The 19,760-nt window shown below is 69.3% G+C and carries 20 protein-coding genes and 1 pseudogene; 2 read left to right on the top strand and 19 right to left on the bottom strand.

Annotated elements, in window-relative coordinates:
- Positions 1 to 87: 87 nt before the first annotated feature.
- The 11 genes and pseudogenes from ABD927_RS01295 to ABD927_RS01245 all read right to left on the bottom strand — a co-directional run bounded on the left by ABD927_RS01295 (position 88) and on the right by ABD927_RS01245 (position 8,467).
- On the bottom strand, positions 88 to 1,050 hold the full coding sequence (locus ABD927_RS01295) for a LysR family transcriptional regulator (RefSeq protein ID WP_345245518.1): 963 nt from the start codon (positions 1,048 to 1,050) through the stop codon (positions 88 to 90).
- Complete coding sequence (locus ABD927_RS01290; RefSeq protein WP_345245517.1) at positions 1,047 to 1,325, bottom strand: hypothetical protein; 279 nt, start codon at positions 1,323 to 1,325, stop codon at positions 1,047 to 1,049. Before ABD927_RS01290 ends, ABD927_RS01295 begins: the two co-directional genes overlap by 4 nt.
- Positions 1,326 to 1,414: 89 nt before the next feature.
- Positions 1,415 to 1,588 carry a hypothetical protein gene (locus ABD927_RS01285; RefSeq protein WP_345245515.1) on the bottom strand — a complete coding sequence of 58 codons (174 nt, stop codon included), beginning with the start codon at positions 1,586 to 1,588 and terminating at the stop codon, positions 1,415 to 1,417.
- Positions 1,589 to 1,620: 32 nt separating this feature from the next.
- A complete protein-coding gene (locus ABD927_RS01280; protein WP_345245513.1) occupies positions 1,621 to 2,592 on the bottom strand; it encodes a tripartite tricarboxylate transporter substrate binding protein in 972 nt (323 codons plus the stop codon).
- 70 nt (positions 2,593 to 2,662) lie between these two features.
- On the bottom strand, positions 2,663 to 3,178 hold the full coding sequence (locus ABD927_RS01275) for a cupin domain-containing protein (RefSeq protein ID WP_345245511.1): 516 nt from the start codon (positions 3,176 to 3,178) through the stop codon (positions 2,663 to 2,665).
- Positions 3,175 to 4,122: an amidohydrolase family protein gene (locus tag ABD927_RS01270; RefSeq protein ID WP_345245509.1), complete on the bottom strand. Its 948-nt coding sequence runs from the start codon at positions 4,120 to 4,122 to the stop codon at positions 3,175 to 3,177. Before ABD927_RS01270 ends, ABD927_RS01275 begins: the two co-directional genes overlap by 4 nt.
- 151 nt (positions 4,123 to 4,273) lie before the next feature.
- Entirely contained in the window at positions 4,274 to 4,465 is a 192-nt protein-coding gene (locus ABD927_RS01265) for a hypothetical protein (protein ID WP_345245507.1), read from the bottom strand.
- 78 nt (positions 4,466 to 4,543) lie between these two features.
- The gene (locus ABD927_RS01260) at positions 4,544 to 4,966 is read right to left on the bottom strand and encodes an ABC transporter permease (protein WP_345245505.1); all 423 of its coding nucleotides are present in this window, start codon (positions 4,964 to 4,966) and stop codon (positions 4,544 to 4,546) included.
- A gap of 82 nt (positions 4,967 to 5,048) precedes the next feature.
- Positions 5,049 to 5,417, bottom strand: a pseudogene (locus ABD927_RS24510) (LysR substrate-binding domain-containing protein); the annotation flags it as partial.
- A 283-nt stretch (positions 5,418 to 5,700) separates the two neighbouring features.
- The gene (gene tcuA / locus ABD927_RS01250; RefSeq protein ID WP_345245501.1) at positions 5,701 to 7,188 is read right to left on the bottom strand and encodes an FAD-dependent tricarballylate dehydrogenase TcuA; all 1,488 of its coding nucleotides are present in this window, start codon (positions 7,186 to 7,188) and stop codon (positions 5,701 to 5,703) included.
- A gap of 31 nt (positions 7,189 to 7,219) precedes the next feature.
- Positions 7,220 to 8,467, bottom strand: a complete 1,248-nt coding sequence (locus ABD927_RS01245; RefSeq protein ID WP_345245499.1) for an amidohydrolase family protein — start codon at positions 8,465 to 8,467, stop codon at positions 7,220 to 7,222.
- Between the two features lie 222 nt (positions 8,468 to 8,689).
- On the opposite strand from ABD927_RS01245, the gene ABD927_RS01240 reads away from it, so the two are divergent.
- Entirely contained in the window at positions 8,690 to 9,871 is a 1,182-nt protein-coding gene (locus tag ABD927_RS01240) for an amidohydrolase family protein (RefSeq protein WP_345245497.1), read from the top strand.
- A 5-nt stretch (positions 9,872 to 9,876) separates the two neighbouring features.
- A complete protein-coding gene (locus ABD927_RS01235) occupies positions 9,877 to 11,238 on the top strand; it encodes an MmgE/PrpD family protein (RefSeq protein WP_345245495.1) in 1,362 nt (453 codons plus the stop codon).
- On the opposite strand, the gene ABD927_RS01230 is transcribed toward ABD927_RS01235, so the two are convergent.
- The 8 genes from ABD927_RS01230 to ABD927_RS01195 form a co-directional block, all read right to left on the bottom strand.
- Complete coding sequence (locus ABD927_RS01230) at positions 11,230 to 11,994, bottom strand: IclR family transcriptional regulator (protein ID WP_345245493.1); 765 nt, start codon at positions 11,992 to 11,994, stop codon at positions 11,230 to 11,232. The two genes, ABD927_RS01235 and ABD927_RS01230, sit on opposite strands and share 9 nt — an antisense overlap.
- Positions 11,995 to 12,064: 70 nt before the next feature.
- Positions 12,065 to 13,432 carry an MmgE/PrpD family protein gene (locus ABD927_RS01225; protein ID WP_345245491.1) on the bottom strand — a complete coding sequence of 456 codons (1,368 nt, stop codon included), beginning with the start codon at positions 13,430 to 13,432 and terminating at the stop codon, positions 12,065 to 12,067.
- Complete coding sequence (gene leuD / locus ABD927_RS01220) at positions 13,429 to 14,064, bottom strand: 3-isopropylmalate dehydratase small subunit (RefSeq protein WP_345245489.1); 636 nt, start codon at positions 14,062 to 14,064, stop codon at positions 13,429 to 13,431. Before leuD ends, ABD927_RS01225 begins: the two co-directional genes overlap by 4 nt.
- Positions 14,065 to 14,080: 16 nt before the next feature.
- Complete coding sequence (gene leuC, locus ABD927_RS01215; protein ID WP_345245487.1) at positions 14,081 to 15,508, bottom strand: 3-isopropylmalate dehydratase large subunit; 1,428 nt, start codon at positions 15,506 to 15,508, stop codon at positions 14,081 to 14,083.
- 33 nt (positions 15,509 to 15,541) lie between these two features.
- Positions 15,542 to 16,522 (bottom strand): Bug family tripartite tricarboxylate transporter substrate binding protein, encoded by a 981-nt coding sequence (locus ABD927_RS01210; RefSeq protein ID WP_345245485.1) that lies wholly within the window; start codon positions 16,520 to 16,522, stop codon positions 15,542 to 15,544.
- Between the two features lie 43 nt (positions 16,523 to 16,565).
- Positions 16,566 to 17,375 carry an SDR family NAD(P)-dependent oxidoreductase gene (locus ABD927_RS01205; protein ID WP_345245483.1) on the bottom strand — a complete coding sequence of 270 codons (810 nt, stop codon included), beginning with the start codon at positions 17,373 to 17,375 and terminating at the stop codon, positions 16,566 to 16,568.
- Positions 17,372 to 18,358 (bottom strand): Bug family tripartite tricarboxylate transporter substrate binding protein, encoded by a 987-nt coding sequence (locus ABD927_RS01200; protein ID WP_345245481.1) that lies wholly within the window; start codon positions 18,356 to 18,358, stop codon positions 17,372 to 17,374. The genes ABD927_RS01205 and ABD927_RS01200 overlap by 4 nt, the downstream gene beginning before the upstream one ends.
- The gene (locus ABD927_RS01195) at positions 18,355 to 19,722 is read right to left on the bottom strand and encodes an MmgE/PrpD family protein (protein WP_345245479.1); all 1,368 of its coding nucleotides are present in this window, start codon (positions 19,720 to 19,722) and stop codon (positions 18,355 to 18,357) included. The genes ABD927_RS01200 and ABD927_RS01195 overlap by 4 nt, the downstream gene beginning before the upstream one ends.
- Positions 19,723 to 19,760: the final 38 nt, after the last annotated feature.

Here is a 19,760-nt window from a genome sequence, read left to right as displayed (position 1 = left end):
CGCGGCGTGGCTGGCGAGTTTAGGAGCCGGCGCGGGACGGGCCAAGACGCGTGGCGCCAAACCAGGTTTGACGGGAACGCAAGCCTTCTAGGCGCCGCCCGGCGCGTGCCCCGGCCGGCGCTGCGCGGTGAGGTCTTCGATCAGGCGGCGGGCGCTGCGGGCGGCCTCGCGCACGGCCATCGTGGCGGGCCGCTGCGAGGTCATGCCCAGGGCGATGGTTCGGTCGATGCTGGGGCCGACGATGCGCGAGGCGCTCAGCAGGCCGCCGCGGATGCCGTCGGCGGCCGGGTAGCCGGCCGCCACGGTATAGCCGCAGCCCTGCGCCACCGCGTCGAGCTGCACGTGGACGGAATTGGCCTCCAGCACGATGTCGAGCGCCACGCGCTCCTTGCGCGCGGTCTGCTCGATGATCGTCAACAGGCCGTTGGGCGCGCTGGCCAGCACCAGCGGCAGTCCGTCGAGGGCGGCGAACGGCACCGTCGGCTCGCGCGTGACCGGGTCGCCGGCCGGCCCCACCAGATAGCTGGCCACCACGGCCAGTTCCTCTTCTCCGCAGTCCTCGCGCGTGCCGTAGCGGAAAGCGACGGCCAGGTCGACATAGCCGCCCTGCAGCCATTCGTCGAGCTGGCCGCTGGAGCCTTCGAAAACCTTGAGCCGGATGCCGGCATGGCGCGTCCGCAGGTCGCGCGCCAGCGGCGCGACGACGGCCCGCGACAGCGAGGCTTGCACCCCGAGCCGGACGTCGCCCCGGATCACGCCGGCGTTGCAGCGCGCCGCTTCGTGGAGTTGTTCGGCCTGCAGCAGCAGCGCGCGCACGCCGGGCAGCATGCGGGCCCCCAGTTCGGTGAGTTCCAGCCCGCGGCCGGTCCGGTGGAACAGCAGGCCGTCCCACTCGCGTTCCAGCGCGGCAATCTGCCGGCTGATGGCCGATGGCTCCAGCTCCGTGGCAGCGGCCGCCTTGGTCAGGCTGCCGAGTTCGGCTACCTGGGCGAACAGGCGCAGCTTGTTCAGGTCCGGCGGCGCGCCGCGCGCGATGCCGGCCGGCCTCACGCAGGATCCTGCGCCGCGCTGCTCTTGATGGTGAACAGCGGCCGCTCCGCGTCGGCATCGGGCCAGGCGCCGTCGACCTGCACCCGGCCGATGGCCAGTTCCTGTTCGATCAGGCGGCTTTCGGTGACCACGGCGGCTTCGTACAGCGGTTCGGCGCGGATGATCCAGGTGGCTTCGCCGCTTGGGTCCGGCTCCCAGCTTACCGGCGGCGCGCCGGTGGCGGCCAGCCGCTGGTTCAAAAGGGTGATGAATTCCGAGAACGTGATCTGTTGCATCCGATCCTCCGCGACGGACGGGTTCCCGGCCGCGAACGGCGCCGGTGCCGGCATCTTAGAACGGCAGGACGCCTGCCGCCACCGCGCCGCTACCTGAACATCGCCATCAACACCTGTCCCGCCAGCGGCGCCAGGAGGAAGAGCAGCAGATACACCCACCACCGGCGCTGTCCGGACTTGCGCATGATGACGGCGAATAGCGTGACGGCGATCACGAAGACGATGCCGACGATGACCAGGTGGGTGATCTGTTGTGCGGGCATGGGGCGATCTCGTTTGGAAGGTCGAGCGGATATTACCCTTCTTTCTTCACCTTGCCCTGGGCGATCATCCGCTGGATGAAATCGCTTTCGGCCTGCACCAGCTTCTCGAACTGGCCGTCCTCGCCCACGTAGACGGCGCCGCCCGACTTGGCGAAGCGTTCGTTCAGGCCCGGATCCTGCAGCGCCTGGCGCATGGCCTTCTTCAACACCGCGACGGCCGGCCCGGGGGTGCCGCGCGGAGCCAGCACGCCGATATAGGTGGTGGCGTCGAACGGCTGCGCGCCGATGCTGGCGATGGTCGGGACCGACGGCAGCGAGGGCTCGGGATGCAGGCCCAGCACGGCCAGCGGCCTCAGTTCGCCGGCCTCGATGTGCGATTTGGAGGTCGTGAGCTGGTCCACGCCGACGTCGATCTGGCCGCCCAGCAGGTCCAGCAGCATCGGCGCCGCGCCCTTGTAGGCGACCGAATTGAACGAGGTTCCGGTGGCGAGCTCGAACTGCAATTGCGCCACGTGGTTGTCGGAGCCGATCGCGCCGATGCCGGCCGACAGGGCGCCCGGCTTTTCCTTGGCCTTGGCGACCAGGTCGGCCAGCGATTTGATCGGGCTGTTCTTGCGCACCTCGAGCACCATCGGCGTCTCGCTGACGAAGCTCACCGGCATGAAGTCGTCGATGGTGTAGTTCACCTTGACGATGTTGGGCGTGATCGAGAACACGCCCTTGGCGGCCACGATGAGGGTGTAGCCGTCGGCCTTCGCGTTGGCGACGTAGGACGCGCCGATCGCGCCGCCGCCGCCCGCCCGGTTCTCGACCACGATCGGCTGCTTGAGCACGCGGGCCAGCGATTCGCCGAACGCCCGCGCGGTGTAGTCGCCGTTGCCGCCGGCCGCATAGGGCACGATCAGCGTGATGGGCCGTTCCGGGAACCCGGCGGCCCGGCTTTCGAAGGCCGCGGCCTGCGCGCCCATGGCCGCCATGGCCGTCATGAATGTCCGCCGCTTCATCGATGTCTCCTTGTGGTAAAGCGCTTGTCTTCGTTGTTTCTTCGCGCAGCGGTCCGCGGCGATGCGCGCCTCACTCGAACCAGCGGTCGGCGTCCAGCACCAGCGGCACTTCCTTGTTGGCCTCGGAATAGCCGTCCAGCGGCTGGCCGTCGGCGCCCACGCGCGCCATCACGTCGGTCTCGTCCTCGCTGGCCGCGCCGACACGCAGCATGACCAGCGGCTCTCCCTCGATCGCATGGAACCAGTACAGCGAGCCCTTCGGCAGCAGCACACAGTCGTTCTTGCCGACCTCGCGTTCCTCGCCGTTGGGGCCGTAGAACTTGGCCCGGCCCTGCAGGATGCAGAAGAAGTGGTCTTCGTTGATATGGGCGTGCAGTTCGTTCTCGCCGCCTTCGGCGTAGGTCTTGAGCACCACGCTCATCATCTTGGTGGCCCCCAGCACCTGGTTGGTCCGGCCGGCCTTGGGCAGCTGGCAGCTCAGATGGAAGAAGCTCGGCGTGGTGCGCCGGGCCAGGCGCTCCATTTCGGACAGCCATTCGGCGGTGTTCTTGACGATGGGCGCTGCGGATTTGGTGCTTGTGCTCATGGGGCTATCTCCTGTCTGTGCTCGTAGTGCTCGAACCCGTACAGCCGTTCGGGATTCGAAACCATGATCTGGCGGAACACGGCATCGTCGGCCACGCTGCGCCGCAGCGCGGCCAGCGCCGCGCGGTCGTCCACCCGGTGCGGCGGACACGGCTGGTGGGCCGGAACGCCCGCGCCCGGGTTGGGGTGCGGCCAGTCGCTGCCCCACACCATGCGGTCGGCGCGGGCGTCGACCAAGGCGCGCACCAGCGGCTGCAAGGGCGAGAAGTCATCGTTCCGGATCGCGCACAGGTGCCCCGCCGACAATTTCACGTAGACCGCGCCGCTGCGCACGGCCGCCAGCAGGCGGACGAAATCGGGATGCGCCGGCGAGGTGGACGCGCGGGTGCCGCCGAAATGGTCCAGCACCACCGGCACGCCCAGCGTGGGCATGGCGTCGGCCAGACCGGCGATCAGCGCCAGCCTCGCGTGGATCTGCACATGCCAGCCGCGGCCGCCGACGCGCCGGGCGGCGGCCTCCAGCAAGCGCCGCCCTTCTTCGGCCGAGGCGATGCCGTCGGTTTCCAGGTTCAGGCGAATGCCGCGCATGCCGCCGGCGTGCAGGCGGTCCAGTTCGGCGTCCGTGACACGCTCGACGTCGATGCCCGCCACGCCGCGGGCCGACGCGCGGCCCAGCGTTTCGATCGCGTGCAACGTGGCGCCGTTGTCCAGCCCGTAGACGCTGGGCTGCACCACCACCACGCGGCCCAGGCCGAGCGCGCGCAGATGCGCGGCCAGCTGCGCCGCTTCGGCCGTCTGCGGCGTGTAGCTGCGAGTGGGCGCAAAGGGAAAGTCGCCGGGATCGGCGAAAACGTGGGTATGGCAGTCGCACCCGCCGGCCAGTGCGGCGGGATCGGCCGCCAGGCCCGTCTCCTCGGGAATGGCGCTAAGGCTTGTCTGCTTCATCGGCGTATCCGCTGCGGATGGCGGTCGTCCCGGCCTTGCGGCGCGGATCTATGATAGCGTTAACTTACGACAAGCTTAGTCTCGACTGACATACCTGTCAATCGACGGGGAAACGCGTGCCGGCGCCGCCTGGCCGGCGCCGGTGGCCTGCTTACGGTAGCGAGGATCTGCGCCTTCCCGGCCAGAACGCGATGCCCAATCCGGCGGCGATGACGATGGCCATCGCTTCCCAGACCAGTTCCTGGGCCAGCGACGACCAGTGCCCCACGTGGCCCGGGAGGGCTTCCATCACCAGGGCGGCGACGAGCGCGGTGGCGATACCTGCGATGCGGCGGATTTCCATTTCCTGTCCTCCACGACATGCCGTAATGCCACGTTACGCAAGGCGGTGGGGCTTGTAAAGCTGCCCAACGGCATCCGTTCAGGCCCCGTTGACGCGGCCGCTCATGTCGACCCAGAACACCACCCGCTTCTGGATCCAGCTCACGATGGCGTGGCCGACGCCGGCCGCCGACAGCACGATGAGGATCGCGAAGGTGGCAGGCATGTCGAAGTTGAAGTTTTTCTGCAGGATCAGGTAGCCGAGCCCGGCGCGGGCGCCGACGAATCCGAATTCGCCGACGATGGCGCCTATCACCGAGAGCACCGCCGCCACATTCAGCCCCACGAACACATAGGGCAGGGCTTCGGGCAGCCGCATCATGCGGAACACCTGCCATCGCGAGGCGGTGTAGGCCACCGTCATGTTGATGTGCTCCGGCGAGGCGGTGCGCAGACCGATGGTGGTGTTGGCCAGCAGCGGAAAGAAGGCAACGGTGGCGGTGATGACGATCTTGGACGCCATGCCTTGCCGAAGCTGATGACCAGGATAGCTTGCGTTCCAGCCGGACGATCAACGAGAAGCGCAGGCGCGGGATGTTAGGGTCATCCAGCGGCCGGTAGGCCAGCAGCCCGGCGCGCGCGTCGCTTTCGGCCGAGATCGCGGACAGGATGGCCATGCCCAGGCCTTCCATCGCAAAGCGCTTCATCGCCGCGATGGAGTTGGTCTCGATGGCCGGCGACAGGCTCACGCTCGTGCCGAGATTGATGCGGTCGAGCAGTTGGCGGATCGCCGAGCCGCGCGCCGGGAAGATCGCCGGATACGGCACGCAGTCCGCCACACCGATCTTTTTTTGCGCCAGGGAATGCGTGGGCTGCGCAGTTCGCCGATGAGATCGCCCACCAGCGGCATCGCCAGCAGGGTGCCGATGGTCACGTGGCCGCGCCGCGGCCCGCAGTTCCTCCACGCGCGACATGGCGACCTGTGTGTCCTGCTGGAAATGGCGAATCGAGCCCTCCCTGCCACTTCATCCAGGTAGTGCATCAGACCGAGCTGAGTTGCGTCTTCATCGGCGGACGGGGACGGTTCCCGAACTAAGGGGTATGCCCCCCTCCTGCGGGCTGCGGGGTGGCCGCCGGGGCGCCGATGTACGACAAGCGTGCGCCTGCGCCGCTCATGGCGCGGCGGGAAAGCGCCCGGGGCGGCCGGGCAGTCCTGGTCCGCCGTCCGCGGCGGACATGCCGCGCCGGCGGTCGGGATCACCTGCCCTGCACGAACTCCGCCGCCGACGTGCCGGCCACGCGCCCGAACACCGCCCCCGAGATGAGCCCGCTGCCGCCGGGATAGTTGGAATAGAACAGCCCGCCCACCATCTCGCCGGCGGTGTACAACCCGGGAATGACGCGCGAGTCGACGTCCTGCACCTCGGCCCGCGGGTTCACCTTCAGCCCGCCGAAGGTGAAGGTGATGCCGGCCGTGACGGGGTAGGCCTCGAACGGTCCTTCGTCGATGGTGTTGGCCCAGTTGGACTTGTTCACGGCCAGCCCGACGGTGCGGCGGCCGTCCTTGCTGTTGGGATCGAACGGCGTGCCGGCCTGCACCGCGGCGTTGTATTCGCGGATCGTGGCCAGGAACTGGTCGCCGTTGACGCCCTCCAGCTTGCGCGCCAGTTCCTCCAGCGTGTCGGCGCGCACCTTGGTCACGCTGCGCAGCCGGTATTCGTCGCGCAGCAGGTGCAGCACCTTGTTGTCGAACACCTGGTAGGCCAGCTGCTTGGGCTGGCGCGCCAGCGCCAGGCCGCATTCGACGTAGGTGTACATCCGGAAGTCGGAGCCTTCGTCGAAGTAGCGGCGGCCTTCGGCGTTGATCAGCACGCCGAAGGGGTAGCTGTGCTTCTGGAAGGCGTCGCCGAATTTCAGGTCGCCGTAATTGGGCGCGTTGAGGTCGCCGGCCACCACGTGGCAGCCCGACCAGTTGCCGAACGGCAGCGCGCCGGCATCGATCGCCATGCGCAGGCCGTCGCCGGTGTTGAAGCGCGAGCCGCGCACCTTGGCCAGGTCCCAGCCCGGGCCGAGGTAGCGGGCGCGCCATTCGGCGTTGGCCTCGAAGCCGCCGCAGGCGAGAACGACGGCGCCGGCCTGCACGTCTTGCGTCTTGCCGCCGATGCGGGCGCGCACGCCATGCACGCCGCCGTCGTCGGCGATCAGGGACAGCGCGCGGGCATCGTAGCGGACGTCAATGCCGCGGTCGGCGGCCAGCTTGTACAGCGAGTCGACCAGGCCGGCGCCGCCGCCGACCACTTCCACGATGACGCCGCCGGAGAACTTGAACTTGCCGCCCACCTTGTAGGCCTGCTTGCCGTACTTGGGCACGTAGCGCAGGCCCAGCGAGCGCAGCCAGCAGACGGTGTCGAAGCTGCGCCGCACCAGCACCTCGGCCAGGTCGGGATCGCTGCGGTAGTCGGTGACGCGGTACAGGTCGTCGAAGAATTCGTCTTCGGGGTAGCTGCCGAAATCGGTGTTCTGCCTTTCGTCTTCGGTCAGGTCGGGCACCACCTCGAGCAGGTCGTCCAGGCCGTTGAACGCGAAGCGCATCGAGCCCTCGGTGAAGCGGCTGTTGCCGCCCCGCTCGTCTTCCGGCGCCCGTTCCAGCACCGTTACCGAAACGCCCTGCGCGCGGGCCGCCAGCGCGGCGCACAGCGCGGCGTTACCGCCGCCGACGACCAGCACGTCAGTCTTGATGGTCATGTCTTTCTCGCTTCCCTTTCGGTTTTTAAGCTCACGACCCAGGATGCGACGGATCCGGCTCCGCCGGTCCGTTCGCACCGCCCCCTGGGGGGCGCGCGAAGCGCGTAGGGGGGGACAACATGCTTAGCGCCGAACCGCTGCGGATGATGTCTTTGTCGGCTTCGGAAATGCCGGGGTGGTCGCGCAGCAGCTGGACGTCCTTGTATTTCATGCGGCCGCCCGGGTCGTCGTGCGGGTAGTCGGTGGCAAACAGGAATTGCGAGGCGCCGAGCAGCGCGATGGAGTCGGGCAGCTCCGGTTCCTCGGTCTCGATCGTGAAGAACAGGTTCTTGCGGAAATAGTGGCTGACGGGTTCCCGGTTGCGGCTTTCGTAGCGCTCGATCGACGTGATGCGCTTGCCGGCCGACAGGCGCTCTCCGCCGGGCTTGACGCGCCGGTGGAAACGCGCCTGGGCGTCTTCGTCTTCGTAGTTGAGGGGCGGCTTCACGTAGGCCGCGTCGAAGCGTTCGATCAGCGGCTTGATGAAGGCCGAGCCGGCCTCGGTGAAGACCACCTTCAGGCCGGGACAGTCGTCGAACAGGCCGCTGGTGCACAGCGAAACCAGGCTGAGCTGGCCTTCGGCCGGCGCCACGATGTCGAGCCCGTCGTGCTGGAAGATGCCGAGGTTGCTGATGCGGTGGCCGTGCTGGATGTTGTGCAGCACGATCGGCATGCCCAGCGCTTCGGCCCGCTTGAAGAACGGCCACAGCTCGCGCCGGCTGCCCAGCGTTTCCGAGAACTGGTGCTCCCGCACCGGATAGACCTTGTCGACCGCCACCGACTGGAAGCCGTTGTTGCGCGCCCATTCCATCTCGGCGATGGCGCCGTCCACGTCCTGCAGCGCGACCAGCGCCGAGCCGATCAGCCGGCCAGGGTACTTCTGCAGCAGGTCGAGGATGCTGAGGTTGTACGAGTGCGCCATCTGCGACGCCAGCTCGGGCTCCAGCGTGTAGTTGAAGTAGATGGCGGAGAACTGGGGCAGCAGGAGCTGTTTCTCGATGCCGAGCTTGTCGTACTCCTCCAGGCGGTGCTCCATGTCCGTCAGGCCCGGGTGCCGGCCGCCGGCGCCGGGCGGCGGCAGCGGGGTCGTGCCCGGCACCACGTGGTTGCCGGGGAAGCTCCAGTTCACGAGGACTCCCGAGCCGTCGAACTCGAAGCGCGGGCGCAGGTCGGCGGTCTTGCCGCTGACGTGGTCGTAGATGTCGCGCGGGAGGATGTGGGTATCCATGTCGATGATCATGAGCGGACCCGCAGGATGAGAGGTTGGAACGGCGCCGCCGCGGACGCGGCGGCGGACCTTGCAGGCTGCGTAATTTACGGACAAGCCCCGGCGATGTCAATTTTTTTGGAAAATGGTTCTAATATTCAGAACATATGATTGCGACTGCCGGCGCTCCGGAGTAGGCTATTCCGGATACTCCAATATTCGAAACCCCGTATCGCACGACCGGACGAGACAGCCATGATCATCGACGCCGATACCCATTTCCTGCCGCCCGATGTCTACGACTACGTCGGGGCGGAATTCGAGGCGCTGCGGCCGCGCTTCACCTGGGACGCCTCGGGGCTGCTGACCGACGTCAGCTTTCCCGGCGAACCGCCGCGCGTGCCCGGGGCCACGCCGCTGCCGCCGCCGGGCACCGGCTCGCGCTACCGGGGCACCTACTACATCGAGGAACGCCTGGCCGATTACGACAGGCTCGGCATCGAAAAGCAGTTCCTGTTCCCCCAGCTCACCTCGACCATGTTCTCCTACCTGGTCGAGCCGCGGCTGGCCACCGCCATGGCGCATTCCTGGAACCTGTCGATCCTGAACCTGATCCGGCGCTATCCCGACCGCCTGATCGGCGGCGCGCTGGTCGCGCTGCAGGACGTGGACGGCGCCATCGCCGAGATGGAATGGGCCTGTGCCAACGGCTTCCGGGCGGTCATCCTCGACAAGGTGTTCCCCGTGCGCGAACACTGCTTTTCCGATCCGCTCGGCAACCACCGCGAGCTGTGGCCGTTCTTCAGGCGGGCCGAGGCGCTGCACATGCCGCTGTTCCTGCACAACATCCAGCACGGCCACCGCATCACCAACCTGCTCAACTACCAGTACAACGGGCTCGACGCGCTGGCGCCGCAGGAGGGCCAGATGAGCCTGGTATCGCTGGTCACCAGCGGCCTGCTCGACGACTTCCCGGCCCTCAATTTCGTCTTCACCGAGGCCGGCGTCAGCTTCATCAAGCCGCTGGTGGCGCACCTGGATTCGGTATTCAACAACGAAGTGGTCGACTACGAATCCGAAGACGCCGCGCCGCGCTTCAACTACCGCAAGCTGGAAGGCGGCAAGCGCATCGTCTCGGCCGAAGACTACAAGGCCAAGAACAAACGCGCGCCCAGCCACTACTTCAAGACCAATCTGCATTTCACGATCGAGACCGAGGAGCCGGAACTGGCCGAGGCGGTCGGGCTGTTCGGCGCCTCGCAATTCCTGTTCGCCACCGACTACCCGCACGACGACCCAGGCGGCCGCATGAAATACAAGGATGTCCAGCTGTTCTCGGCCAACCCGCATATTCCGGACGCCGACAAGGCGCTGATCTGGTCCGGCAACGCCGAGCGGATCCTGACGCCGGACCAGCCGCCGCGGCAGGCGGCGTAGCGGCCGTGGCGCCCGCCACCATTTCGGCCAGGCTGGCCGCCCACGTGGCCGGGACGGCCTGGGCCGACCTGCCCTCGGCCGCCGTCGCCGCGGCCAGGCGCATGGCGCTCGATACGCTGGCCGTGGCCTGGGCCGGCACCTCGGCGCCCGGCATCCCGCAGGTGCGCGCCGAAATCGTGGAAGAAGGCGGCCAGCCCCAGGCCAGCGTATGGGCGGCCGGCGCGAAAGTGCCCGCGCGTTCGGCGGCCTTTCTCAACAGCGCCGCGGCGGCGGCGCTGGATTTCGACGGCGTTCGGGCCACCGAGCGCGGCAGCGTGCACGCCGACAGCGTGGTGCTGCCGGCGGCGCTGGCGGTGGCCGAGCGCTGCGGCGCCACCGGCCGCGAACTGGCCGCCGCGCTGGTGCTGGGCAACGACGTGGTCACGCGCATCGGCGCGGCCTCCTCGCTGCCGCACAAGGGCTGGTACCACACGGCGATCTACGGCATCATGGGCGCGGCGGCGGCAGCCGCCCGCCTGCTCAAGCTGGACGCCGATCAGACCATGCATGCCTTCGGCATCGCGGTGAACCAGGCCTGCGCCACGCAGCTGCCGAACATCGAGCGCAGCCTGGTCAAGCGCTATTCGTCGGCGTTCGCGGCCCAGGCCGGCGTGCTCTCGGCGCAACTGGCGGCGCGCGGCATCACCGCGGCGCGCGAGGCCTTCGAAGGCCGCTTCGGCTTCTACGATCTGTACCAGCCCGGCGAACCCGCGCTGCTGTTCGACGGCCTGGGCGCCCATTACCCGCACGTGGAAACCGGCATCAAGCGCTTTCCCAGTTGCGCCTGCAATCACACGGCGATCGAAGCCGCGCTGCGGCTGGCGCGCGAAGGCCCGGTCGACACGGCCGGGCTGGCCGTCGAGGTCACCATCTCGCCCTACGTCGACCGGCTGGTCGGGGCGCCTTTCGATCCGTCGACGGATCCGCAGGTGGCGGCGCAATTCAGCGTGCAGTATTCGGTGGCGGCGGCATTGATGCGGGGGCGTTTCGGCGTGGCCGACATCGAGCCGCAGGCCGTGCTCGATCCGGCCGTGGGCCGGTTCGCGCGCGCGATCGGGGTCAGGGTCGATCCGGCCTGGGGCAACCGCCGCGCGGCCACCGTCGCGCTGCGGGCGTCCGACGGCAGCCGGCGGGAACGGCACGTAGAGCATATTCCCGGCTCGCCGGAATCGCCGCTGGACGACGCCGATCTCGCCGCCAAGGCGCTCGACTGCCTGCAGGCCGGCGCCCGGCCGCTTGCGCCGGCGCAGGCGAGGAAGCTGATGGAACGGGTGGCGCGGCTGGACGAACTGGCCGACGCCCGCGAACTGCTGGCAGGCCTAGCCTGAAGCCTGCTGCAGCGAAGGCCGGTAGCCCAGCTCGCGCGAGATGCGCTCCGAGGCCTGGGCCACTTCTTCCGCGAAGCGGTTGAGCTTGGCGCGCGGGGTTCTTTCCTTCAGCGCCGAAATGCCGATGGCGGCGACGCCTTCGCGGAAAGCCGTATGGATCGGCGCCGCCGCGCCGCATACGCCGTCGTGCCATTCGCCATCGTTGATGGCGAAGCCCTTCCTGCGGATGTCGTCGAGCAGCTTGCGGGCCTCGGTGATGCGCGTGACCGTGCGCCCGGTGAACTTCTTCAACGGCGCGGCCAGATATTCGTCGGCGAAGGCGGGGTTGTACGCCAGCAGCACCTTGCCGGAGGCGGTGCAGTGCAGCGGCGCGGTGCTGCCGATCGACGCATAGGTACGGATGGGATGCTTGCTGGCGAATACGTCGAGATAGACGACGGCGCCGCTGCTCATGGAGGCAAGGTAGACCTGCTCGCCGGTGGCGTCGTTGAGCCGCTTCAGGTGCGGCTTGGCGATCTGGACGAAATCGAGCCGGCTGAGCAGCATGCTGCCCAGCTCCCACACCTTGAGCGTGGGAAAGTACTCGCCGTTTTCCAGCTGCTGCACATAGCCCGTCCCGACCAGGGTGCCGAGAATGCGATGCGCGTTGCTCTTGGTGATTTCCAGCTTGGCGGCGAGCGCGCTCACACCGATGGGTTTTTCGATGCGGCACATGTGCTCGAATGCGCGCAGTGCCTTGGCAGCCGTCTTGTCCAAAATCTATACAACGTAGAGAGTCGGTTTTTATCGACTATATCACAGCGATACATATGAAAAGAACGGCATTTCATATCTTGGGAAACAGCTCGGCCACCGAAGCGCGGTGTTCGAGCTCGCGCAGCGCGTCGAACAATGCCTTCGCGTCGAGCGCGATGCCGGACCAGGCCACGCAGTCCTCGAACTTGGCCCACAATTGCGTGGGCGTCAGCGGAGCCTGCGGATCGCCGCGGGCATGGCGTACATGTTCGCTTTCGAGTATGGCGCCGCCCGCCAGCTGCACGCGCACCAGGTCGTAGGGCGCGTAGCCCGATGTCCCGGCCTGCTCTTGCGGCTCGATCTCGATGCGCACCCGCGGGATCAGGCGCTGGACGTCGGGGCTGGCCACGAAAGCGTCGTCCAGGTCGCGCAGGCCCACGCGCCGGCGCAGCAGCGCGCAGGCCAGCGCGAACTCGATGCTGAACTTGGCGTCGATCGCCGTCAACGGCCGATGGTTCTTCAGGATCACCGAGTGCGACTGGCTGAAGCGCACCGTGACCGATTCCACGTCGGCCGCGCCGATGCCGTGCTCGCGCACCAGCCCCAGCATGGCGTCGATCGCGCGGTGGGCGCGGTAGCAGACGGGGTATTGCTTGATCGCCAGGCCCTGTTCGCGCAGGCGCCAGCGCGCCGGCGGCAGCGCAGGGGGCCGCCGCAGGTCGACCTCGCCCTGCGGCGACAACGCGTGCAGATAGCCCTGCGGATGCTCGATCGCATCGGGCGCCGCGCTCACGCCGCAGGCGGCGAAGCGGGCCGCCAGCAGTCCGCAGGCGGCGGCCTTGCCGGCGTGGGTGGGCTTGGCCATGAAGCCGAGATTGGCCATCACGCCGCTGGCATGCGAGGCGGCGATGCCAAGCGCGCGCGAGGCCTGTCCGGGCGTGGCGCCGCGCAGCGCGGCGCAGGCGGCGGCCGCGCCCACCGCGCCGAACACGCCGGTCGGATGCCAGCCCTTGCGCTGGTAATTGCCCGCGTCGCGCGCGATCAGCTCGCCCCAGGTTTCGAAGCCGGCCACGTAGGCGCGCAGCACGTCGGCGCCGCTCGCCCCCAGCGCTTCGGCCTCGGCCAGGATCGCCGGCACCAGCACCGCGCTCGGATGGCTGCCCTTGAGCGCCACGTCGTCGTAGTCCAGCACGTGCGCGGCCGTGCCGTTGATCCAGGCGGCGACGTGCGCCGGCGCGCGCCGGGCGCCGAAGCAGACCGACGATGCGCCGCCGCCGGTGTCGGCCTCGAAGGCCTGCCGCACGGCGTCGACCGCGGGCTCGATCGAGCCGGCCAGCATCACGCCCACGCAATCGACGATGCCCTGCCTGGCGATCGCCAGGACGTCGCCGGGAATGTCGCGGTAGCGCAGGCCGGCGACATACTCGCCCAGCGCGGCGGTGAGCGGCGCCGCCGTCACGGCACCAGTTCCTGCAGCTGGCGCCCGGCCAGCCAGGGCGTCTCGGCGTCCAGCCGGCGTTCGAGCGCGTCGCGCTCGGCGGCGAATTTCTCGGTGGCGGCGATATCGTCGATGCCTTCGAGCATGCGCTCCTTGCGCGCCGGCTCGATCTCGAAGCGGTACTGCCGGCCGGCCGGGTCGGTCACGGTCTGCGTCGGCAGGTCGATGGTCAGTTCGGCGCCGGGCGCCGCCTGCAGCTGGTCGAGCAGCGCGCGCACCGACGCTTCCGGCAGCACCACCGGCAGCAGGCCGTTCTGGTAGGCGTTGGTGGCGTAGAACGGACCGAAGCTGGGCGCGATGACCGCGCGGATGCCGAAGTCGACCACGGCGTAGACCGCGCCCTCGCGCGTGGAGCCGCAGCCGAAGTTCGGGCCCGATACGATGATGCGGGTGCGGGTGTAGGGCTCGCGATCCAGCACGAAATCGCCCTTGAGCCGGCCGTCGGCGTCGAAGCGGTCGTTGTAGAACAGGAAGTTGCGGTAGCCCACCGTCAGCGGCTTGCGCAGGAAGCGCTGCGGGATGAGCATGTCGGTGTCGACGTCGGCGCGGTCCAGCGGCGCGGCGATCGCGGTCAGTCGGGTGAACGGTTCCATGCGGTGCGCTCCAGGTTCAGGTGAGGGTGCGGACGTCGGTCAGCCGGCCGGTCACGGCGGCGGCCGCCGCCATCGCCGGGCTGGCCAGATGGGTGCGCACGCCGCGGCCCTGCCGGTTCTCGTAGTTGCGCGGCGAGGTCGACACGCAGCGCTCGCCGGGCTGCGGGAAATCGCCATTCGAGCCGACGCACATCGAACACGCCGAGTCGCGCCATTCGAAGCCGGCCGCCTTGAAGATCAGGTCCAGGCCCGCCGCTTCGGCCCGCCGCTTGACGTCGCTCGAGCCGGGCGAAACCATGGCCGGCACCACCGCGCGCCGGCCCTTCAGCACCTCGGCGGCCGCGGCCAGGTCTTCGAAGCGCGCGTTGGTGCAGGAGCCGATGAACACGCGGTCGACGGTGACCTCGGTCAGCGGCATTCCCGGTTCGAGCTTCATATAGGCCAGCGCGCGCTCGAAGTGGGCCCGCTGCTTGGCGTCGACGGCGTCGTCCGGATGCGGCACGCGCGCAGTGATCGGCAGCGCGTGCTCGGGCAGGTTGCCCCAGGTCACCATCGGCTCGATCGCCGCGGCGTCCACCGCCACCTCCTTGTCGAATTGCGCGCCGGGATCGGAAGGCAGCGTACGCCAGAACGCCACCGCCTGTTCCCAATGGGCAGCGGACGGCGCGTACTGGCGGCCCTCGAGATAGGCATAGGTAGTGTCGTCGGGGGCCACCATGCCGGCGCGCGCGCCCATCTCGATCGACATATTGCACATCGTCATGCGCTGCTCCATCGTCATCGCGCGCACGGCCGGGCCGGCGTATTCGATGACGTGGCCGGTGCCGCCCGCCAGCCCGACCTTGCCGACGATGGCCAGGATCACGTCCTTGGCCGTGACGCCGCGCGGCAGCGCGCCCTCGACCGTGACCCGCAGCGTCCTGGGGCGGCGGAACCACAGCGACTGGGTGGCGAGGATGTGCTTGATCTCGGAGGCGCCGACGCCGAAGGCGAGCGTGCCGAAGGCGCCGATGCTGGTGGTGTGCGAATCGGCCGCGGTGGTGATCATGCCGGGCTGCGCCATCGCCAGTTCGGCCGCCACCACGTGCATGATGCCCTGGCGCGGATCGTTCATGGCGATCAGCGGCATGCCGAAGTCGCGGGCATTGCGCTCCAGTTGCTCGACCATGCGCCGGATGTCGGGATCGGCGATCTGCACCACGCCGGCCGGGCGGTCCTTGGAAGGAACGTAGTGGTCGGCGATCGCGAACTGCCGCAGCGGCCGGTGGATCTTGCGGTTTTCCAGCCGCAGGCCGTCGAAGGCGTAGAACGGGCCCTCGTGGACGAAATTGCGGTCGATGTAGATGAGCGACTCGCCGCCCTCGCGCTCGGCGATGACGTGACGCGCCCAGATCTTCTCGAACATGGTGCGGGGACGCTGCGCGCCGCCCTGGGTTTCAGCCATGGAATGCTCCTTCTGCTGTATCGATGGGGCGCCTCAGTCGCCCCGGATTCCTGCCTGGCGGATGATCTTTCCCCACTTGTCGGTCTCGCTGGCGACGAAGCGGCGGAATTCCTCGGCCGGCATCACCGACGGCTCGGCGCCCGCGGTCTTGAGCTGCTGGACGAAGGCGTCGGACTTGCCGACCGCGACGAAGGCGCGTTCCAGCGTGTCGCGGATGTCGGGCGGCGTATTGGCCGGCAGCATGAAGCCGTACCAGGAGCCGGCGTCGTAGCCGGGCACGCCGGCCTCGGAAATGGTGGGCAGGTCGGGCAGCATGGGCGTGCGCCTGGAGCCGCTGGTGGCCAGCGCGCGCAGCTTGGTGGCGTCCGTGCCGATGAACGGCAGCAGCGCCGGGATCGGGCCGATGGTCATGTCGACCTGCCCCGAACTGAGATCGGCGATCGACGGCGCGTTGCCCTTGTACGGGATGTGCAGGATGTCGGTGCCGGTCATGCTCTTGAACAACTCGGTCGACAAGTGGGTGGAGCCGCCCGCCCCGCCCGACGCATAGCTCAGCTTGCCGGGCCTGGACTTGGCCAGCGCCACCAGCTCCTTGACGTTGTGGACCGGCAGGCCGGCGTTGACCACCAGCACGTTCTGCGTCGTCGCCAGCAGCGCCACCGGCATGAAATCCCTGACGGTGTCGAACTTGAGCTTCGAATACATCGTCGGCAGGTAGGCGAACGAAGAGTTCACCAGCAGCAGCATGTAGCCGTCGGGCGGCGCGTTGGCGACCGTCTCGTTGGCGATCAGCCCGCCGGCGCCGGGGCGGTTTTCCACCACCACCTGCTGGCCCAGCTTGGCGGCCAGGCCCTCGGCCGCGACGCGGGCGACCAGGTCGGCGGCGCCGCCCGGCTGGTAGCCGACCAGGATGCGTATCGGCCGGTTGGGGAAATTCTGCGCCGCGCCGGCGCTGCCGGCGGCCACGCACAGACAGGCGGCCGTTGCGATGGCGATGGGTTCGATGATCCTCATGTCTCCTCCTTGCGCGCATGGGCCGCGCGCTTTTTCACCTTCTTCACACGGTGGCGGTCCCGCCGCCGTCCACCGGCAGCGTGATGCCCGAGATGAACGCCGCCGACGGCCCCGCCAGGAACAGGACGGCATCGGCGATGTCCTGCGGCGCGCCGAGCCGGCCCACCGGAGGCAGGCGCCTGGAGGCGGCGGACTTGAGCTGGGCGTTGCTGTCGGCGATCTCGTGGTGGCGCGGGGTGTCGATCGGGCCCGGCGCGATGGCGTTGATGCGGATGCCGTACGGCGCGTAGGCGTCGGCCAGGCCCTTGGTCAGCACGTTGACCGCCGCGTTGGCGCAGCTGCCGGGCAGGTGCGCCGGCGTGGGCTGGCGGCCGCCGCGGCCGCTGATGTTGACGATGGCGCCGGCGCGACGCTCGGCCATCCCCGGCAGCACCGCCCGCATGGTGCGCATATAGCCCAGCAGCTTGGCCTGCAGCACGGCGTCCCATTGCTCGTCGGTGAGCGCGAGGAAGTCGCCGAAGATCGGCGCCGCGCTGCAATTGACCAGCAGGTCGATGCGGCCGCAGCGCTCCTCGATCTCGCGCGCGGCGCGGTTCACCCGCGCACCGGCGGACAGGTCCAGCTCGAGCGCGCTGTGCGGCCAGGCGCCCTGCCCTTCGCGCGCGGCCCAGCGGTTGCCCGCGTGGCGCGACGACACGACGACCCGGGCGCCGGCGGCGGCCAGCGCGTCGGCGACGGCGCGGCCCAGCGAACCCGAGCCGCCCACCACCCAGGCCACGGCGTCGCGCATGGGCCGGGGGTTGCCCTCTTCGCGCAGGGCGGGCGGCGTGCCCGCTGCCGCGCCGGCGCTCATTCGGCCTCCAGCCCGGCGGTCTTGATCACCTTGCCCCACTTGACGGCGTCGGCGCGGATCAGCGCGGCGAACTCGTCGGGCGTGTCGGGGGCGGCGTCCAGGCCCAGTTCGGCCAGCCGCCTCTGCGTGCCGGGCTCCTGCAGGATCTGCAGCAGCGCATCGTGCAGCCTGTCGATCACGCCGCGCGGCGTGCCGGCCGGCACGAGCATCCCGTACCAGGTATTGATCTCGAAGCCGGGCAGGCCGGATTCGCTGGCGGTGGGCAGGTCGGGGAACAGCGGATGCCGCGACTCCGAACAGACCGCCAGCGCCCGCAGCCGGCCCGACTGGATGTACGGCACCGCCGCCGGAATGGTCTGGAACACCAGCTGGGTCTCGCCGGCCAGCACCGAGTTCAGCGCCTGGCCGCCGCTCTTGTAGGGCACGTGCGTCATCTTGACGCCGGCCATCATCTCGAACAGCACGGCCGAGATGTGGTTGAAGCTGCCGATGCCGGCGCTGGCGTAGTTGATCTGGCCGGGCCGCGCCTTCAGGTATTCGATCAGTTCCTTGACCGAGCCGGCCTTGATCGACGAATGCACCACCAGCAGGTTGGCGCTGTTGACCAGCCGCGTGACCGGCGCGAAGTCCTTGATCGGGTCGAAGGTCAGCTTGGAGTAAATGCTGCCGTTCATCGACTGCGTGCCCATCGAACCGAGGAACAGCGTGTAGCCGTCGGGATCGGCCCGCGCCACCAGCGCAGCGGCGATATTGCCGCCGGCCCCCGGCCGGTTGTCGATCACCACCGGCTGGCCCAGTTTCGCGGCCAGGCTCTCGCCCAGCACGCGCCCCAGGATGTCGACCGTGCCGCCGGGCGCGAACGGGATCACGATGCGGATGGGCTTGGACGGATAGCCGTCGGCGGACCGTGCCGCGCCGGGCGCCGCCAGCGCCGACACCGCGCACAGCGCGGCCGCCAGGATGCCTTGCACGCTTCGTTTCATGTCGTCTCCTCCTTCTGTGTGGTCAACAGCGGCCAGAGGCCGTCCAGCGATGCCTGTTCATCCAGGCGCCACAGGAAGCGCAGCGCCTGCGCCAGCCGGTCCCCGTCCAGGCGGCGGCCGGCCAGGCCGCGGAACTTGTCCTCGATCTCGTCGTCCGTCATCGGGTTGCCGGCATGGCCGCGCGGATAGTCGACGGTGGCGGTGCGGCGCTCGCCGGCGCGGGTCTCGATTTCCAGCCGGCACGGTACGAAGGCGGGGAAACGCGCGCTCAGTTCCGGGTCTTCCACCACCGACAGCCGCGCCGACAGCGCATGGATGCGTTCGTCCGCCAGCCGGCGCGGCTCGAAGATCTCGTCGCTGAAGCGGCCGTCGATGAGGGTGGCGGCCAGCATGTAGGGCAGGCTGTGGTCGGCCGTCTCGCGCGACGTGGGCCGCCATTTCTCCGGTTCGCTGCCGACCTCGCTCCAGGCGAAGTGGTAGGTATGCAGCGTGATGCGCTCGATCTCGCGCGCGTCGACCGCGGCGGCCAGTTCGAGCGCGGCGGTGATCGGCGATTGCGCGTGGAACTCGGCCAGGAAGCGCTTGAAGTGGGCGCGGGTGATCCTGAAGCCGGCGCCGGGCGCCGGCAGCGGCGGGATCTCGAAATCGCCCACCAGTTCGCGCAGGCCGTGCGCGCCTTCGACCGCGCGTGCCGGCCCGGTCAGGCCCTCGCGCGCGAGCAGCGCGGCGAACAGGCCGTTGCGCGCGGCGTTGGCCGCGGCGCAGCCTTTCCATTCCGACAGCGCGCCGCGGCGGGTGGCTTCCAGCGCGATGTTTGGCGTGACGGCCAGCGCGATCGCGTTCGCCATCGCCGCGCGGTCCAGCCCCAGCACGCAGCCCGTGCCGGCGGCGCTGCCCACCGCCGTGTAGAACACGTGGTCGAGCCCGCGCTCGCGCAGGTTCACGGCCTGGAACAGCGCCGCGTAGACCTCGTAGGCGGCCACGATGGCGGCGATGGCCTGCCGGCCGCCGGCGCCGGCGCACTGCGCCGCGGCGAACACGGCGGCGATCGTATCGCTCGGATGGCCGCCCCCGCCCGGCAAGGTATCGTTGCCGTCCAGGTAGCGCACCATGACGCCGTTGGCGAACGCCGCCAGTTCCGGCAGCGTGCGGTGCGCGGTGCCGAGCACGCAGGCGCCGCCCGGCACCTCGACGCGCCCGGCCAGCTTGCGCGCGATGCGGGCGGGCGGCGCGTCGAACGCGGCCAGGCCACAGCCCAGCGCGTCGATGACGCGGCGCTTGCAGTCGTGAACCGTGCCGGCATCGATGTCTTCGAAACGCAGGGCGGAAGCGAAGTCCGCGAGTCTGGCGATGCTGGGATCCATGGCGGCCGCGCGATGAGGAAGGGGATGGGAAACGCCGT

This window comes from Pigmentiphaga soli (assembly GCF_039541095.1).
Classification (GTDB): domain Bacteria; phylum Pseudomonadota; class Gammaproteobacteria; order Burkholderiales; family Burkholderiaceae_B; genus Pigmentiphaga; species Pigmentiphaga soli.
The sequence above is the reverse complement of the archived record's forward strand: the minus strand, read 5'-3'. Positions and strand labels throughout refer to the sequence as shown.

Coding starts and splice junctions, on each gene's coding strand:
- ABD927_RS01290 (WP_345245517.1), bottom strand. CDS start 1,325: ATGCAACAGATCACGTTCTCGGAATTCATCACCCTTTTGAACCAGCGG.
- ABD927_RS01285 (WP_345245515.1), bottom strand. CDS start 1,588: ATGCCCGCACAACAGATCACCCACCTGGTCATCGTCGGCATCGTCTTC.
- ABD927_RS01280 (WP_345245513.1), bottom strand. CDS start 2,592: ATGAAGCGGCGGACATTCATGACGGCCATGGCGGCCATGGGCGCGCAG.
- ABD927_RS01275 (WP_345245511.1), bottom strand. CDS start 3,178: ATGAGCACAAGCACCAAATCCGCAGCGCCCATCGTCAAGAACACCGCC.
- ABD927_RS01270 (WP_345245509.1), bottom strand. CDS start 4,122: ATGAAGCAGACAAGCCTTAGCGCCATTCCCGAGGAGACGGGCCTGGCG.
- ABD927_RS01265 (WP_345245507.1), bottom strand. CDS start 4,465: ATGGAAATCCGCCGCATCGCAGGTATCGCCACCGCGCTCGTCGCCGCC.
- ABD927_RS01260 (WP_345245505.1), bottom strand. CDS start 4,966: ATGGCGTCCAAGATCGTCATCACCGCCACCGTTGCCTTCTTTCCGCTG.
- tcuA (WP_345245501.1), bottom strand. CDS start 7,188: ATGACCATCAAGACTGACGTGCTGGTCGTCGGCGGCGGTAACGCCGCG.
- ABD927_RS01245 (WP_345245499.1), bottom strand. CDS start 8,467: ATGATCATCGACATGGATACCCACATCCTCCCGCGCGACATCTACGAC.
- ABD927_RS01240 (WP_345245497.1), top strand. CDS start 8,690: ATGATCATCGACGCCGATACCCATTTCCTGCCGCCCGATGTCTACGAC.
- leuD (WP_345245489.1), bottom strand. CDS start 14,064: ATGGAACCGTTCACCCGACTGACCGCGATCGCCGCGCCGCTGGACCGC.
- leuC (WP_345245487.1), bottom strand. CDS start 15,508: ATGGCTGAAACCCAGGGCGGCGCGCAGCGTCCCCGCACCATGTTCGAG.
- ABD927_RS01210 (WP_345245485.1), bottom strand. CDS start 16,522: ATGAGGATCATCGAACCCATCGCCATCGCAACGGCCGCCTGTCTGTGC.
- ABD927_RS01205 (WP_345245483.1), bottom strand. CDS start 17,375: ATGAGCGCCGGCGCGGCAGCGGGCACGCCGCCCGCCCTGCGCGAAGAG.
- ABD927_RS01200 (WP_345245481.1), bottom strand. CDS start 18,358: ATGAAACGAAGCGTGCAAGGCATCCTGGCGGCCGCGCTGTGCGCGGTG.
- ABD927_RS01195 (WP_345245479.1), bottom strand. CDS start 19,722: ATGGATCCCAGCATCGCCAGACTCGCGGACTTCGCTTCCGCCCTGCGT.